This is a genomic window from Saccharopolyspora sp. NPDC002686 (assembly GCF_040295745.1).
Classification (GTDB): Bacteria; Actinomycetota; Actinomycetes; order Mycobacteriales; family Pseudonocardiaceae; genus Saccharopolyspora; species Saccharopolyspora oryzae.
The window spans coordinates 1-15,481 of record NZ_JBEOVY010000013.1 but is presented as its reverse complement, the minus strand read 5'-3'; the positions used below and the strand labels follow the sequence as shown (position 1 = coordinate 15,481).

Genomic DNA, 15,481 nt, shown 5'->3' with positions numbered 1-15,481 from the left:
AACCGTGGCGAAACTCGAAGAGCGCAGGGTCGGTCAGTACGTGATCCGCGAAGCCGGACCAGCCGATGCCGACGGCGCGCGGTCGGTCATCCTCGACACCTTCTACCACGTCTTCGGCCACGGTTACCGGCCCCAATGGCACGCAGACGTCATCGACATGGACGGCGTCTACTTCTCCCACCCCCGCCAGGCGCTGTTCGTGGCCGCGCTGGACGACGAGATCGTGGGCACCACCGCGGTGCGAGCGGACGGGCCGAAGAGCCCGCCGCACGCCCCCTGGCTGGCCGAGCGCTACCCCTCGGACACGACGGCCCAGATCTTCCGCGTCTACATCCGCGCTGAGCACCGCCGCAACGGCCTGGCCCGCGAGCTGGTGGACATGGCCTGCCGCTTCGTCGCGGCGACCCCGGGCTACGACACGATCTACCTGCACACCAACGCCGACATCGCCGGCGCCGAACCGTTCTGGAACAGCGTCGCGAAGCAAATCCACGACGGCCGAACCGACCCCGGCCACAGCCCCGCGGTCCACTACGAAATCCCCATCCCCTGACCCCTGCGCCCGTGGGAGGTGTGGGGGCTCGGATCAGCGGGCCGTCGCGGTGCTTTCGCCGGTCATCGGGCTCCCGCAGCCCGATCTGGGTGAGCAGTACTGGGAACCAGGCGCTACGGCTCGACGCGATAGGCGGCCGTTGAAGCCGCGAGGCGTTCCGCGCTCGGTCACTCCGCGGTCGGCATGAGGGTGTACTCCTCCGGGGCGAGGTCGGCGGCGAGTTCGCGGAGCAGGGCGCCGATCTCGGCGAGGCGATCGGTGGTCATGCGCTCGGCGGGGCCGGTAACGCTGATCGCGACGTCCTGCGAGGTCGTGGACGTGAGGGCGATGCTGACGCAGGCGATCCCGGCTTCGTTCTCCTGGTTCTCGATCGCCCATCCTCGCCTGCGCGCGGTGTTCACCGCGTCGCGGAACCGGTCGCCGAGCGCGGGGTGCGCGTGGTCGGGGTCGGCTTCCTCGGCGTAGCTGGTCAGGAGCGAGTCGTTCGGGGGAGCCGCGGCGATGAGCGCGCGTCCGAGCGCCGTGCTCGCGATGTGCGCGCGTCGACCGACACGCGACCACACGCGGACGGAGCGCTCCGGCTCGATCTTGTCGAGGTAGACGACGCGGCGTCCGTCGAGCACTCCGAGGTGGACGAGTTCCTCCGTCCGGCGCGACAGTTCGAGCAGCAGCGGCCGGAACAGCAGCGGCAGGTTGTCGTCCGCACCGAAGGTCCGCACGATCCGCCTCAGCGCCTCGCCGAGGACGTAGTTGCGGTCTTCGCCGTCGCGCGCCACGTATTCGCGGTGCGCGAGGCCGCGGAGCAGCCGGTGGACCGACCCCTTGTTGATCCCCGTGCGTGCCGCGATCTCGCCGAGCGCGAGTCCCTCGGGGCCCGCTGTCGCAACCGTCTCGAGCACGACGAGTGCGCGGTCGAGGCTCGTGACGGGCGGCGTCTCCGATGTGGGTTCGGTCTCCATGGCTCCATTGTCGTCCCGGTCGATATTGCATCTCGCTCAACGCGAGTCTAGCTTATGGTCCAACATACAAAACGGTCGGTTCGCAATGTGAAACGCAATGCGCGGCAGCGCTGGACCACAGCCCGTACGTCGTGGAAGGACGAAGACGTCATGACACAGCCACTGGGCCGGAAGAGCGTGCCCGCGGGATCGCTCCTCGGAGCGTCCGCCCCGGACCGGACGGGAATCGTCCACCTCGGCCTCGGCAACTTCCACCGCGCGCACGGCGCGGTCTACACCGCGCAGGCGATGGCCGCCGCCGGTGGCGACTGGGGCATCCGCGGCTTCGCGCACTCGTCGGAGCGGGTCGTAGCTCCGATGCGAGCCCAGGACAACGTCTACTCGATCCTCCAGCTCTCCGAACACGGCGTCGAGGCGGGCGTGGTCGACGTCCACCGCAACACCGGCGTAGCCGCCCAGGACCCCGCCGCGGTCGTGGACGCGATCGCGGATCCGGCGCACCGCATCGTCACGCTCACCGTCTCCGAGGTCGGCTACACGCGCGACCCCGCGACCGGCAAGCTGGCGCTCGACGACCCCGACGTCGCCGCGGACCTCCCGGCAGGCTCGACGCCGCGCACCGCGGTGGGCATGATCGCCCGCGGTCTCGAGAAGCGCGCCGCCTCGGGTGAGCCGTTCGCCGTCCTGTCCTGCGACAACCTCCAGTCCTCCGGCGATGTCACGCGCGCCGTGGTCGAGGAGTTCCTGCAGGCGGCAGGCGTGAGCGAGGACGTGCTGTCCTTCGTGTCCTCGTCGGTGTCGTTCCCGAACGCGATGGTCGACCGCATCGTGCCGAAGACGACCGACGAGCACTCACGTCTCGTCGCGGATCTGCTCGGCGTCGAAGACCTGTGTCCCGTCCCCGCCGAGGACTTCACCATGTGGGTTCTCGAGGACGACTTCGCGGGCGGCCGTCCCGCCTGGGATCTGGCCGGCGCGACGTTCTCGAACGAGCTCGAGGCGTACGAGATGGTCAAGCTGCGCCTGCTCAACGGATCGCACTCGCTCATCGCCTACCTCGGAATCCTCTCCGGCGCGCCGACGATCGACGTCGCGTGGGGACAGGACTTCGTGCGCGAGGCGGTCCTGAACGGGATCACCGACGACTACCTTCCGACGTTCACCCCGCCCACCGGATTCGACGCCGGCGCGTACGTGTCCGAATTGGACGCCCGGTGGCGCAACCCGCGCATCGGGCACGCGACCACCCAGGTGGGCACCGACGGATCCGTCAAGCTCCTCCAGCGCATCCCCGACGCGGCGCTGCTCCACCTCCGGCGCGGCGACATGCCGCACCACCTCGCGCTGTGCACCGCCGCGTGGATCGCGTGCGTCGCCCCGCCGACGGGCTTCACCCCGGATCCGCTCGCCGAGCGCATCGTCGAACCCGCCCGCGACCGGCTCGCCGCCGCCGTCGACGGCGCTGTGACCGTTCCCGACCACGCGCGCCGGATCATGAACGGCGGATTCTTCCCGGACGCCCTCGCCGAGCAGGATGCCTTCACCGCCAGGGTCGCCGACCTGCTCACCCTCATCATCCGCGGCGGTGTGCGCGCCGCGGCCGCCGACGTCGCCGCCTCCCGCTGAGCATCCCCCGCCGACCTCCTGGAGCTGATCATCGATGAAAGGCCTGTTCATCCACGGCGCCGAGGACATGCGCCTCGAGGACGTCGCCGTCCCCGAACCCGCCGACGGCGAGGTGCTGCTGCGCGTGCGGTACGTCGGCATTTGCGGTTCGGACCTGCACTACTACTTCCACGGCAAGAACGGGGAGAACCTGGTCCGCGAGCCCTTCGCACCCGGTCACGAGTTCTCCGCGATCGTCGAAGCCGATCCGAGTGGCGAGTGGGCGAAGGGCACGCCGGTGACCGTGCACCCCGCGCGGTACGGCACCCCGGTGGACGGCATCGCGGACCGGCCGCACCTGTGGCCCGGCGGCGATTACCTCGGCAGCGCCGCGGACTTCCCGCACCGGCAGGGCGCCGCCGCGGAGTACGTGCTCGTCGAGAAGCCCATGCTCCGCAGGCTGCCCGAAGGCCTGTCGCTGCGGGACGCCGCGCTCGCCGAGCCTCTCGGCGTCGCGCTGCACGCGCTCACGATCGCCAACGGCGACGTCGGTGCTCGCGCGCTCGTGCTCGGCGCCGGTCCCGTCGGCCTGCTGATCGTCGCGGCGCTCGCCGCGCGAGGCGTCGAGCACGTGGCCGTCGGGGACATCCAGGAATCCGCCCTCGAACGAGCCCGCGCGCTCGGTGCCCACGAGACGTTCCTCATCGGACGCGACGACGTCCCGACGACTTCCTATCCCGTCGTGTTCGAGTGCTCGGGTGCGCCCGCGTCGCTGACGCAAGCGGTTGCGTCGGCGGCCCGCGCAGGCGTCGTCGTCCAGGTCGGCATGCTCGCCGACACCGCGATCGGGGTGAACCTCGCGCCGCTGGTGTCGAAGGAAGTCCAGCTGCGCGGCACGTTCCGCTTCTCGACGGAGATCGACGAGGCCGTCGACATGCTCGCGGCCCACCCCTCGATCTCCCAGGTCATCACGCACGTGCTCCCCGCGACCGAGGCGGTGGAGGCATTCGCGACGGCGAAGGACTCCGCTGCTTCCGGCAAGGTCCTCATCGAGTTCTGACCTTCCCCCTCCACCCGTCCCCTCCCCGCGCGAAACCGAAGAAGGAACAACGATGTCCACTTCAGCACCACCGCCCGGCACGGGCACCGCAAAGGACGGTACGGCCGAACGCAGCACCGGCGATCTCGCACGCGCCGCGATGTCCGGATGGCTCGGCACCGCGCTCGAGTTCATGGACTTCCAGCTGTACTCGCTCGCGGCCGGGCTCGTCTTCGGCCAGCTGTTCTTCGCCGGCGAGAGCCCTGCGCTCGCGGTCGTGTCCGCGATGGCGACGTACGCGGTCGGCTACATCGCCCGCCCCGTGGGTGCGTGGTACTTCGGACGGCTCGGTGACCGGGTGGGCCGCACCAAAGTCCTGTTCATCACGATCGCCCTCATGGGCGGTGCGACGACGCTCATCGGCGCCCTGCCGACCGTCCACCAGATCGGCGTCCTCGCGCCCATCCTCCTCGCGGTGCTGCGCCTCGTGCAGGGCTTCGGCGCCGGTGCGGAGATCTCCGGCGCGGGTGTGATGCTCGCCGAGTACGCGCCGACCAAGCGTCGCGGCATCATCGCGTCGCTCGTCGCGCTGGGCACGAACTGCGGCACCCTCGGTGCGTCGGCGATCTGGGGCGTCCTCGTCGCCGTTCTCTCCGAGGAGCAGCTCCTCGCGTGGGGCTGGCGCATCCCGTTCCTCGGCAGCGCCGTGATCCTGCTGTTCGCCGTGTGGATCCGGTTCCGGCTCAAGGAGAGCCCGGTGTTCGAGGACAGCTCTCACGTCAACGACGGCGTGGCGCTCACGACGGACGAGATCCGGGCGAAGGCCGAGCAGGAGAACGACATCCCGATGCTCGAGGCGCTCGAGCAGAAGAAGTGGCGGGCGCTCGTACCCGCGTTCCTGCTGCGATTCGGACAGGCGGGCAACTCGGGAATCCTGCAGACCTACATGGTCTCGTTCATCACCGTCACGCTCGCGATGTCGGCCGCGGTGGGCACGAGCGTCGTGATCGTCTCCTCGCTGTGCGCGTTCGTCACGGTGCCGATCGTCGGCGCGCTCGGCGACAAGTTCGGCCGTCGCCGGATGTACCAGGTGATGAGCGTGATCTCGCTGATCCTCATCGTGCCGACGATGATGGCGATCGCGGGAGCGGACGTCCCGCAGTTGTTCGTCGGCTACATCGTCATGCACAACGTGTCGGTCATGGCGCTCGCCTCGCTGGAGAACCTCACGCTGCCGGAGATCTTCGGCGCCCGTCACCGGTACGCCGCGACCGGTGTCATCAGGGAGGTCGCCGCGATGATCGCCACCGGTATCGGCCCCGTCGTCGTGGCGGCCTGGGTGGCCGGGACGACCGGATCGTGGATCCCGATCGCGATCATGCTCGGCATCTTCACGGCCTGCCCGCTCATCGGGACGTTCCTCATGCCCGAGGTCGCAGGACGCGACCTGAGGGATCCGCGCAACGCCGTCTGAGCACCCGCCTCGGGTGCGGCGGCGAGCCGCATCCGAGGCGGTTCCCACACCGTCCACTTTCGACGTACACCACTGATCAAGCTGGAAGCGAGCACCGTGAGCATCTCGACCGTCGACGTCATCGTCACGAGCCCCGGACGCAACTTCGTCACCCTCAAGATCGTCACGTCCGACGGGGTCGTCGGGTGGGGCGACGCGACGCTCAACGGGCGGGAGCTCTCCGTCGCGGCCTACCTGCGGGACCACCTCGCGAGCACGCTCATCGGCCGGGACGAGGACCGCATCGAGGACACGTGGCAGTACCTGTACCGCGGCGCGTACTGGCGACGCGGGCCCGTGACGATGGCGTCGATCGCCGCCGTCGACATGGCGCTGTGGGACATCAAGGCGAAGAAGGCGGGCGTTCCGCTGTACCAGCTGCTCGGTGGAGCGAGCCGCGACAAGCTCCGCGTGTACGCGCACGCCTCCGGCAACGACTACGAGGCGCTGGCCCAGGCGATCCGCGGCTACGTGGACGAGGGCTACACCGCGGTGCGCATCCAGACGGGCGTTCCCGGTCTCGGCCGGGTGTACGGCGTCTCGGATACGGCGAAGCCGGGGGAGAGGTACGACTACGAGCCCGCGCATCGCGCGGCCGACGGCAGCGCCGCGACGCGTCCCGAGGAGGAGGACTGGGACACGCCCGCGTACCTGCGGCACGTTCCGTCGATCTTCGAGAAGGTGCGCGAGGAGTTCGGGCCGGAGCTGCGGTTGCTCCACGACGGACACCACCGCATGTCACCGATCGAGGCCGCCCGGCTGGCGAAGTCGCTCGAACCGTACGACCTGTTCTGGCTCGAGGACGCGACGCCCGGTGAGGACCAGGAGGCGTTCCGGCTCGTCCGGCAGCACAGCACGACCCCGCTGGCCACCGGTGAGGTCTTCAACTCGGTGTACGACTACCAGACGCTCATCACCGAGCGGCTCATCGACTACGTGCGGTCGGCGCCCACGCACACCGGCGGCGTCACGGGTATGAAGAAGCTCCTCGACTTCGCAGGCATCTACGGAGTCCGCTCCGGCATCCACGGTCCGACCGACGTCTCGCCGATCGGCATGGCGGCCGCGCTCCACATCGACCTGGCGATCCACAACTTCGGCATCCAGGAGTACATGCCGCACAGCGAGCTGACGCTGGAGACGTTCCGCACGTCGTACACGTTCGACCGCGGCTTCCTCCACCCCGGCGACAACCCCGGTCTCGGCGTGGAACTCGACGAGGAGCTCGCCGCGCGCCATCCGTACACCACCGCCTACCTCCCGGTGAACCGCCTGCTCGACGGCACCGTGCACGACTGGTGAGTCGAGAAAGGACGGACGTCATGAGCGAGCGCCAGACCCTGCCTCGGAGGACCGCCGCCTCGCGGCTCGTGGTGGTGATCCGCGGCGAGCGCGCCGAGGACTACGTGCCGGTCATCGACACGATGGTCGAGGCGGGGGTGCGGAGTTTCGAGCTCACGCTCACGACTCCGGGGACGTTCGCCGCGCTGCCCGGGCTCGTCGAACGGTACGCGGAGACGGCCGACATCGGTATCGGCACCGTGACGCGGCCCGACGACGTGGACACTGCCGCCGATGGGGGAGCGCACTACCTCGTCACGCCGGTCTCCGATCTCGCCACCGTCGACCGGGCCCTCGAACGCGACATCGCGATCGTCCCGGGCGGCCTCACTCCCACGGAACTGTTCTCCACTTGGGACCGCGGCGTCTCCGCGGTGAAGGTGTTCCCCGCGGGCCAGGTGGGTCCCGGATACCTGAAGGATCTGCGCGGTCCGTTCCCGGATCTGTCCGCCGTCCCGTCCGGTGGGGTGGACCTCGAATCGGCGCGGGCGTGGCTCGCGGCCGGTGCGGCGGCGGTGAGCGTCGGTGGCCCGCTGCTCGGGGACGCGTTGAAGGGCGGCGAACTCGGTGCGCTCGCGGAACGGGCGCGGCGGTTCGTCGAGGTGTGCGCGGGGAGTGGAACCGAATGACGGTCTCCCGGATTCTGACGCTGGGCGAGACGATGGGCCTGCTCACCGGCAGCCGCATCGGTTCGCTCGCGCACGTGTCCGAAGCGCACGTGGGGATCGGTGGCGCGGAGACGAACGTCGCCGTCGGCCTGAGCAGGCTCGGAGTTCCGGTCACGTGGATCGGCCGGGTCGGAGACGACTCGCTGGGCAGACGGGTCGTGCGCGAGGTCCGCGGCGAGGGCGTCGACGTGCGGGCACAGCTCGACCCAGCGGCGGCGACCGGGCTCATGGTCAAGGAGCGCACGGGACCGGGGACGTCGCGGGTGTACTACTACCGCGCGGGTTCCGCCGGTTCGCGGCTGGCAGCCGCGGACGTGCCCGCGGGTCTCGTCGAGAGCGTCGGGCTCGTGCACCTCACCGGCATCACTCCGTTGCTGTCGGACTCCGCGCGCGAGGCGTGTCTTTCCGTCGTGCGGCGGGCTCGGGCCGCCGGGGTGCGCGTGAGCGTCGACGTGAACTACCGGTCGACGCTCGCTCCCGCGGACGTCGCTGCGAAGGTGCTCGGCGAGCTCGTCGGGGAGGCGGACCTCGTGTTCGGCTCCCCCGAGGAGCTGGCGTACGGGGTTCCCGGTGGCGTGGCGGATGATTCTTCGGCGATCGACGAGCTGGCCCGCGCCCTCGACCCCACGGGCGCGCGCGAGATCGTCGTCAAGCGGGGCGCCGACGGTGCGTCGACGTACACCGGGGGCACCGTGGTCCACGCTCCTGGCCATCGCGTCGATGTCGTCGACACGGTGGGAGCGGGGGATGCGTTCGTGGCCGGCTACCTCAGCGGCGACGTGCAAGGCTGGAGCGTCGAGGAGAAGCTCGCCCGGGCGAACGCCTGCGGCGCCGTGATGTGCACGACCCCCGGCGACTGGGAGGCCGCCCCGACCCCCGCCGAACTCGAGGCCTTCCTGGGCGCCGACGTCGACCCGGTCCAGCGCTGAGGACGGAGATCAGGGCAAGACCTCCAGTGAGGACAGTTGCTCGTCGGGCCCACGGCTTGAGGGTGCGGGCGTAGGTCGCGGTCATCGACGACGTCGCCGATGACCGCGGGGATTCACGGCTCCGTCGTGCCGCGTGCTTCGGCGCGGAAGGCCAGCGGCGTTCGACCGTCGTGCTTGCGGAAGAACTTGTTGAAGTCGCCGGGGTTTTCGAAGCCGAGGTGGCGGGCGACGTCGGCCGAGGTGGCGTCGGTGTGCACCAGGAGGCGTTTGGCCTCCAGGATGATGCGGGCATCGAGGTAGGCCTTGGCGGTGGTGCCGGAGGCGGCCAGTGCGGCGCGGGTGAGGGTTCGGGTGCTGTAGCCGAGGGCGGCGGCGTAGTCGGCGACGCGGTGGGTGCGGGTGAAGTCGCGCTCGACAGCCGCGCGGAACCGCGCGAACGGCCCGTCCGGCAGTGCCGCGGCAGGAGGTTCCGGGCTGGCGCGGGCAAGGCGCAGCAGGAGGACCGCCAACAGCATGCGCAGTGCCCGGTTGTGGTCCTCCAGCGTCAGGGTGCCCAGCTCCTCGTACTCGGCGAACAGGTGCTGGCGAGCGAGATCGACCAGGCGGGCGGTCGAGCGGGTCGGCAGCACCGGGGCCTCGCTGAGCGGCGGATCGATGGTCACGAAACCCGGGCGCCAGATCACGATGGCGCCGCGGGATCGGGTCAGCGCACCGCCCGGCTCGGCCGCGTACTGGTGGACCTGGCCCGGGCGCACCCACAGCCAACCGCCCGGCTCGATGAGGTGGGTGGCGAAGTCCACCACGTGCGGCAGCGGTTCGGCGTCCCCGGCGACGTGGATGAGGTGGTGGAAGTCGGGCCGTTGCGGGGCGGCCAGGTCGATCTCCCGCCGCTTGCCCCGTTCGCGCAGCTCGGCGAAATCCACCACGTCCATCCCGATCGGTGTGCTCAGCCACGGCCGGTAGGCGACATCGGTGATCTCGGGCATCCGTGCAACCGTTCTTGTCCGATTATTCCCATGGTTTGTCGCCAGCGTACCTGCTCACCTGCGATATCGGCTCCTAGTGTGGAGGTGTCGGAGCTGGAGTGACCGAAAAGGAGAAGCATGCGACTCGTCGTTGGCATGACCGGGGCGACCGGGGCTCCGCTCGGCCTCCGGCTGCTGGAACGGCTGGCCGAGCTGCCGGAGGTGGAGACCCACCTGGTGATCAGCCGGTGGGCCCGGGCGACTGTCGAGTTGGAGACCGGGCTGTCCGCCAAGGAGATCGGCAAGCTCGCCGACGTCGTCCACAACCCCGACGATCAAGGCGCGAGCATCTCCTCCGGGTCCTTCCGCACCGGCGGCATGCGGCTCGGCTGCGCAACCGCGCAGCGTCCTGAAACTTTCCCTTGCCGCACAGTTCTTTTGAGGAGGAGCACATGGCCTACGACGACCTCCGGTCGTTCCTGAACACCCTGGAGCAGCAGGGGCAGCTGCTGCGGATTCCCGACGAGGTGCTGCCCGAACCCGACCTTGCCGCCGCTGCCAACGCCGCCGGGTGCATCGGGGAGGGCGCGCCCGCGCTGTGGTTCGACCAGGTCAAGGGCTTCACCAACGCGCGGATCGCGATGAACGTGCACGGCTCGTGGCGCAACCACGCGCTGGCCCTGGGCCTGCCCAAGGAGACCTCCACCCGCGAGCAGGTCGAGGAGTTCGCGCGGCGCTGGGACGACTTCCCCGTCGCGCCGGAGCGCCGGGAGGACGCGCCGTGGCGGGAGAACAGCGTCAGCGGCGCGGACATCGACCTGTTCGACGTGCTTCCGCTGTTCCGGCTCAACGACGGTGACGGCGGGTTCTACCTGGACAAGGCCGCCGTGGTCTCCCGCGACCCGGACGCGCCGGAGGACTTCGACCGGCAGAACCTGGGCATCTACCGCATCGAGGTCATCGACCGGGATCGCCTTGCGCTGCAGCCTGTTCCGATGCACGACATCGCCCAGCACCTGCGCAAGGCCGAGGAGAGGGGAGAGGATCTGCCGGTGGCCATCACGCTGGGCAACGACCCGGTGGTGCCCATCGTGGCGGGCATGCCGATGGCCTACGACCAGTCCGAGTACGAGATGGCCGGCGCGCTGCGCGGCGCCCCCATGCCCATCGCCACCGCGCCGCTGACCGGCCTCGACGTGCCGTGGGGTGCGGAAGTGGTGATCGAGGGCCGCATCGAGTCGCGGGTGCGGCAGCTCGAGGGCCCGTTCGGGGAGTTCACCGGGCACTACTCGGGCGGCCGGCGGATGCCGGTGGTGCGCATCGAGCGGATCTCCTTCCGCAGCAACCCGATCTTCGAGTCGCTGTACCTGGGCATGCCGTGGACCGAGTGCGATTACCTGGTGGGTCCGAACACCTGCGTGCCGCTGCTCAAGCAGCTGCGCGCGGAGTTCCCCGAGGTGCGCGCCGTGAACGCGATGTACACGCACGGACTGCTGGTGATCATCTCCACGGCGAAGCGCTACGGCGGGTTCGCCAAGGCAGTGGGCATGCGCGCGATGACCACCCCGCACGGGCTCGGCTACGTCAGCCAGGTGATCCTGGTCGACGAGGACGTGGACCCGTTCGACCTGCCGCAGGTGATGTGGGCGCAGTCGGCGAAGGTCAACCCCGCCGAGGACGTGGTGGTCGTCCCGAACCTGTCGGTGGTGGAACTGGCTCCGGCCTCCCAACCCGCGGGCATCACGAGCAAGATGATCATCGACGCGACGACCCCGGTGCAGCCCGACGTGCGGGGCAACTTCAGCACCCCCACCAAGGACCTGCCCGAGACCGCGACGTGGGCCGATCGCCTGCGTTCACTGCTCGCCACGCGCTGAAACCCCGCTTCCAGGAAGGAAAGTTCGATGAGCGCCGAAGAAACCGCGTGCCCGCGCTGTGCCGCCGCCGAGATCCGCAGCGTGACGACCTCCCCGGTGCCCGGGGTGTGGGAAGTGCTGCAATGCCCGCAGTGCCTTTACATGTGGCGCACCTGCGAACCTGACCGCCGTACCCGGCGTGACAGCTATCCCGACAGCTTCAAGCTGACCGCCGAGGACATCGCCAACGCCACCGAAGTCCCCGCCATCCCAGCCCTGCGCTAGCCGGTCCTGACCGCCTCACCTCCGCCGAACACGAGCTCCAGGGCGGTTCTCCGGGCGGGCCATTGGTCGGCGAATGACCAGTGCGCCCAGGTCGGGAACCGGTCAACGACGCTGAGCAACCCGTCACCCATCAGCGCGGTGGTCGGTGGCGGTGGTTGGCGGAACTCGAGCACCGCTCGGGCCATTCCGAGGTGTTGTTGTGGTGCCTTCCGAGGCCCGCCCGCAGACTGAATCCGGATGTGGACGCTTCGCCGTTCGCTGGGCGGCGGGATTTCCAGGAGGACCGCGTGACTGCTTCGTCGCCCGCTGCCGATGCACCGCCCGCCCGGTACGACGATCTGCGGGCCCTGGTGATCAACTGCACCTTGAAGCGCTCACCGAAGACGAGCAACACGCAGGGTCTGATCGACCACAGCACCACCATCATGAACGCAGGAGGAGTGCACGTCGACGTCATACGGGCGGTGGACCACGACATCGCCACCGGCGTGTGGCCCGATATCACCGAGCACGGCTGGGAGGCAGACGCGTGGCCGGACCTGTACCAGCAGGTCCTGGCGGCCGACATCCTCGTGCTGGCGGGTCCCATCTGGCTGGGGGACAACAGCTCCGTGATGAAGCAGGTGATCGAACGCCTCTACTCCTGCTCCGCCCTGCTCAACGACGCCGGGCAGTACGCCTATTACGGCCGTGTCGGCGGTTGTCTGATCACCGGCAACGAGGCCGGTGTCAAGCACTGCGCCATGAACGTCCTCTACAGCCTGCAGCACCTGGGCTACACCATCCCCCCTCAGGCGGACGCCGGATGGATCGGCGAGGCAGGCCCCGCCCCCTCCTACCTCGACCCCGGCTCGGGCGGCCCGCAGAACGACTTCACCAACCGCAACACCACCTTCATGACCTGGAATCTGCTGCACCTGGCCCGCATGCTCAAAGACTTCGGCGGCATCCCGGCCTACGGCAACCAGCGCACCGCCTGGGACGCCGGCTGCCGCCACGACTACGAAAACCCCGAACACCGCTAGCCAGTTCGACTTGGAGGGGTCTTCCACGGTTGGAGGGCCGCCCGGTGCCGGTGGTCATGGTGGGGTGTCCTCGCCTGGTGCGGCGTGCTTCTGCTCGAAGCGTGCGGCGCGGCGGAGTTTGATGGCGAAGGCCAGTGCGGAGGCGCCGAAGAGCACCGCCGTGATGGCCAGCCATCGGCCGAGGTAGACGTTTTCAGGCAGCCGGGCAGCGCTCGGGTAGAGCTCGGAGAGATCGAGGATGAGGGGGAACCAGACGATCAGGAGCACACCGGAGAGGAAAGTGGGCACGCGCAGGTAGTTGATCCACGGGACCCGTGGTGGACGGGTGGGGCGATGCCGCAGTACAGCGCGGGCCGACAGGTCTGCCAGCGAGTACAGCGGAAGCAGGATGAGGTCGTGGAGGATCGCTGCGCCGACGAGCCAGATCGCTACCTCGACCGGGCGGACGGCGAACAGCCGTACCAGGGCGTAGGCGGCGAGGGCGAACGAGCAGATCAGGACGAGAAGGTGCAACGGACCGGAGCCGTACCAGCGCAGGAAGCGTGTCATGGTCATTCTCTGAACGTGAGCCGGTGGACCCATTTGGTGTTGTTCACGCCGGGGTTGGCGGGAACGATGATGCGTGCCGGGAAACCGTGGTCGACGGAGAGGTCTGCGCCGTTGACGTGCAGGGCCAGCAGGGAGCTGGGGTCCGCGACCTGGTTTCCCCGCAGTGCCACCGTGCTGAAGGGGCCGGAGGGCTGGACGGACTCCACCAGAACGCTTCCGGCGTGGGGCAGTCCGGCCGCGGCGGCGAGGTCGGCCAGTCGAAGGCCGCTCCAGCGCTGATTTCCGGTGGACCATCCTTCCACGCATGCGATGGGCAGGTCGGCGGTGTGCTGGCGCATGGCCAGGAGCTGTTCGCGAGTGAAGATCAGCGGCGGCCCGTGGCCGTGGATTTCAAGTCGCCAGTTCGGGCCGATGAGCGCCGGCGTGACGCCGACCGAAGCGGCGGTCTTGTTGATCTGGAAGCCGTTCGGGCCGTTGCCCGGATCGCGGTCGTGCGGTGCGAGAAGGGCGGTGTTGCGCAGCCAGCCGCCGATGCTTTGTCCCGCGGTGACCACGAGCAGCAGCAGTGATCCCGCTCCGACCAGTCCCAGCGCGCCGCGACGGGTCATCGTCGGCGCCGCTGGGGCGGTGGGCGCCAGGTGGTCGGGGTCGGGTGGCTCGGAGCGGGTGTGGGCGAGGTCGGTGCGCAGTTCAGCGGCGAGGCTGCGGGAGCGCAGGGCACGCGTCATCCGGCTGAATCGGAGGCAGACGTGGAGGACGAAGGCGGCGATGAACACCCAGGCGCCGTAGAAGTGCAGGGTGTAGAAGGAGCCCGGGAAGACGTAGTAGAGCTGGATGTTGAGGATGCCCGTGGCGAATTGGAAGATGGCCCCGCCGACCAGCATCAGCAGGGACAGCCGCTCCAGGGCGTGGGCGGGGCTGCGGGTCGGTGGCCACTCGAACAGCTTCGGGATCACCGACCACAACTTGCCCAGCAGGACGGGCACGAGGACCACGCCGAGCGTGACGTGCACGCCCTGGGTCAGCCGGTATAGCCAGTACGGATTCGTGGGCCAGTCGAAGAGGTAGAAACCCAGCAGGCCCTTGTCCGGAGTTTGGTCGTTGACCGGGTCGAGTCCGGGGTTGTAGGCGGCGTAGGACAGCACCCCGGTGACGAACAGCAGCGGGATGCCGATCAGCAGAACCAGACCGAATACTGAGGTCAGCCAGGTTCCGCGGATCGGACTGCGCCAGAATCCGGGACGAAACGGGCCCGGCGGCGGGGGTATCTGCCCGATCCGCCGCCCCACGGCCCGGGCACGAGCGGCAATCCTGGTCGCAAGAACCGCCACCATGGCGGCCACGCGCACCGCGGCGGCGCGAGTGTGCGCGGCAGCCCGGGCCGCCGGAAGCCAAAACGCGGCACCCACGCGCTTGAGGCGGCCTCGGTCGCCTCCGTCGTCCGAGCTCGGGTGTTTCGAGCCGCTGGATGACATCAGCTCCCCCCGTCTCTTCGGCCGCTTCACGGCGGGTGGATCCTCAGGGCGTGGCATGTGGACGCCTCGAATTTGGCACAGTTCCCATCGGCTGTCCGTGTCCGGTGCGCATCCAGGTGGCTCTCGCCAGCCGAAAGGATGGAACCTCCGGTCAGCTTCCAGTGCGGTCGGGTTGGTTCGGTGGGACCGTGGCGTCATCCCGCACTGCTGGGGGCGGACCGTGCATCTTGATCCCGAATTGGCGGCAGCCGTATCTGCTCTGCCCGACCTGCACATCGACGACCTCGACGGGGCTCGCGCGCGGATGGCGGAGCTCGCCTCGAACGCCGGGCAGGTGGTGACCGGCGAGGTCACCACGACCGATCACGAGGTTCCGGGTGTCGAGGGTGTGCCGGTGCCGGTCCGGGTCTTCCGGCCGTCTGACGCTGCCGCTCCGATGCCCGCCGTGCTCCTGCTGCACGGCGGCGGGTTCGTGATGGGAGGCCTGGAGTCCCTCACCGCGCAGGCCGTGGACCTGTGCGCGCACGTGCCTGCGGTCGTTTGCGCCGTCGACTACCGCCTGGCCCCCGAACATCCGTATCCGGCGGCGTTGCGGGACTGCGAGTCCGCGCTCCGCTGGATCGCTTCGGAGGCTGAGCTGCTCGGCGTGGACGCTGCGCGCATCGGTGTGTACGGCATGAGCGCGGGTGGTGGGCTCGCCGCGGCTCTGACGCTGCTGG

At 69.6% G+C, this 15,481-nt stretch carries 16 protein-coding genes; 12 read left to right on the top strand and 4 right to left on the bottom strand.

Annotated elements, in window-relative coordinates:
- The first annotated feature begins 4 nt into the window (after positions 1 to 4).
- Positions 5 to 553 (top strand): GNAT family N-acetyltransferase, encoded by a 549-nt coding sequence (locus tag ABTZ89_RS03390; RefSeq protein ID WP_351039564.1) that lies wholly within the window; start codon positions 5 to 7, stop codon positions 551 to 553.
- 167 nt (positions 554 to 720) lie between these two features.
- Here ABTZ89_RS03390 and ABTZ89_RS03385 read toward each other — a convergent pair whose 3' ends face one another.
- Positions 721 to 1,512: an IclR family transcriptional regulator gene (locus tag ABTZ89_RS03385; RefSeq protein ID WP_351039561.1), complete on the bottom strand. Its 792-nt coding sequence runs from the start codon at positions 1,510 to 1,512 to the stop codon at positions 721 to 723.
- A 150-nt stretch (positions 1,513 to 1,662) separates the two neighbouring features.
- Between ABTZ89_RS03385 and ABTZ89_RS03380 the strand changes: the two genes are divergently transcribed.
- From ABTZ89_RS03380 to ABTZ89_RS03355, 6 genes are all read left to right on the top strand, one after another.
- A complete protein-coding gene (locus ABTZ89_RS03380; protein ID WP_351039558.1) occupies positions 1,663 to 3,138 on the top strand; it encodes a mannitol dehydrogenase family protein in 1,476 nt (491 codons plus the stop codon).
- A gap of 34 nt (positions 3,139 to 3,172) precedes the next feature.
- A complete protein-coding gene (locus ABTZ89_RS03375) occupies positions 3,173 to 4,177 on the top strand; it encodes an L-idonate 5-dehydrogenase (RefSeq protein WP_270946403.1) in 1,005 nt (334 codons plus the stop codon).
- Positions 4,178 to 4,229: 52 nt separating this feature from the next.
- On the top strand, positions 4,230 to 5,630 hold the full coding sequence (locus tag ABTZ89_RS03370) for an MFS transporter (protein WP_351039554.1): 1,401 nt from the start codon (positions 4,230 to 4,232) through the stop codon (positions 5,628 to 5,630).
- 96 nt (positions 5,631 to 5,726) lie between these two features.
- Entirely contained in the window at positions 5,727 to 6,971 is a 1,245-nt protein-coding gene (gene manD / locus ABTZ89_RS03365; RefSeq protein ID WP_270946401.1) for a D-mannonate dehydratase ManD, read from the top strand.
- A gap of 20 nt (positions 6,972 to 6,991) precedes the next feature.
- A complete protein-coding gene (locus ABTZ89_RS03360; protein ID WP_351039550.1) occupies positions 6,992 to 7,639 on the top strand; it encodes a bifunctional 4-hydroxy-2-oxoglutarate aldolase/2-dehydro-3-deoxy-phosphogluconate aldolase in 648 nt (215 codons plus the stop codon).
- Entirely contained in the window at positions 7,636 to 8,607 is a 972-nt protein-coding gene (locus ABTZ89_RS03355; RefSeq protein ID WP_351039547.1) for a sugar kinase, read from the top strand. The genes ABTZ89_RS03360 and ABTZ89_RS03355 overlap by 4 nt, the downstream gene beginning before the upstream one ends.
- A gap of 113 nt (positions 8,608 to 8,720) precedes the next feature.
- On the opposite strand, the gene ABTZ89_RS03350 is transcribed toward ABTZ89_RS03355, so the two are convergent.
- The gene (locus ABTZ89_RS03350) at positions 8,721 to 9,593 is read right to left on the bottom strand and encodes an AraC family transcriptional regulator (protein WP_351039545.1); all 873 of its coding nucleotides are present in this window, start codon (positions 9,591 to 9,593) and stop codon (positions 8,721 to 8,723) included.
- A gap of 117 nt (positions 9,594 to 9,710) precedes the next feature.
- Here ABTZ89_RS03350 and ABTZ89_RS03345 point away from each other — a divergent pair, with 117 nt between their 5' ends.
- The 4 genes from ABTZ89_RS03345 to ABTZ89_RS03330 all read left to right on the top strand — a co-directional run bounded on the left by ABTZ89_RS03345 (position 9,711) and on the right by ABTZ89_RS03330 (position 12,738).
- On the top strand, positions 9,711 to 10,055 hold the full coding sequence (locus tag ABTZ89_RS03345; RefSeq protein WP_351039542.1) for an HFCD family protein: 345 nt from the start codon (positions 9,711 to 9,713) through the stop codon (positions 10,053 to 10,055).
- The gene (locus ABTZ89_RS03340) at positions 10,025 to 11,449 is read left to right on the top strand and encodes a non-oxidative hydroxyarylic acid decarboxylases subunit C (RefSeq protein ID WP_351039539.1); all 1,425 of its coding nucleotides are present in this window, start codon (positions 10,025 to 10,027) and stop codon (positions 11,447 to 11,449) included. Before ABTZ89_RS03345 ends, ABTZ89_RS03340 begins: the two co-directional genes overlap by 31 nt.
- Positions 11,450 to 11,476: 27 nt before the next feature.
- Positions 11,477 to 11,713 (top strand): non-oxidative hydroxyarylic acid decarboxylases subunit D, encoded by a 237-nt coding sequence (locus ABTZ89_RS03335; protein ID WP_351039536.1) that lies wholly within the window; start codon positions 11,477 to 11,479, stop codon positions 11,711 to 11,713.
- A gap of 287 nt (positions 11,714 to 12,000) precedes the next feature.
- Entirely contained in the window at positions 12,001 to 12,738 is a 738-nt protein-coding gene (locus ABTZ89_RS03330) for a flavodoxin family protein (RefSeq protein ID WP_351039533.1), read from the top strand.
- 54 nt (positions 12,739 to 12,792) lie between these two features.
- Here ABTZ89_RS03330 and ABTZ89_RS03325 read toward each other — a convergent pair whose 3' ends face one another.
- Positions 12,793 to 13,293, bottom strand: coding sequence for a hypothetical protein (locus tag ABTZ89_RS03325; protein WP_351039530.1), 501 nt, complete (start codon positions 13,291 to 13,293; stop codon positions 12,793 to 12,795).
- On the bottom strand, positions 13,290 to 14,696 hold the full coding sequence (locus ABTZ89_RS03320; RefSeq protein ID WP_351039527.1) for a molybdopterin-dependent oxidoreductase: 1,407 nt from the start codon (positions 14,694 to 14,696) through the stop codon (positions 13,290 to 13,292). Before ABTZ89_RS03320 ends, ABTZ89_RS03325 begins: the two co-directional genes overlap by 4 nt.
- A 304-nt stretch (positions 14,697 to 15,000) precedes the next feature.
- Here ABTZ89_RS03320 and ABTZ89_RS03315 point away from each other — a divergent pair.
- Positions 15,001 to 15,481 (top strand): alpha/beta hydrolase (locus tag ABTZ89_RS03315; protein ID WP_351039524.1); only part of this gene is annotated, 481 nt, incomplete at its 3' end.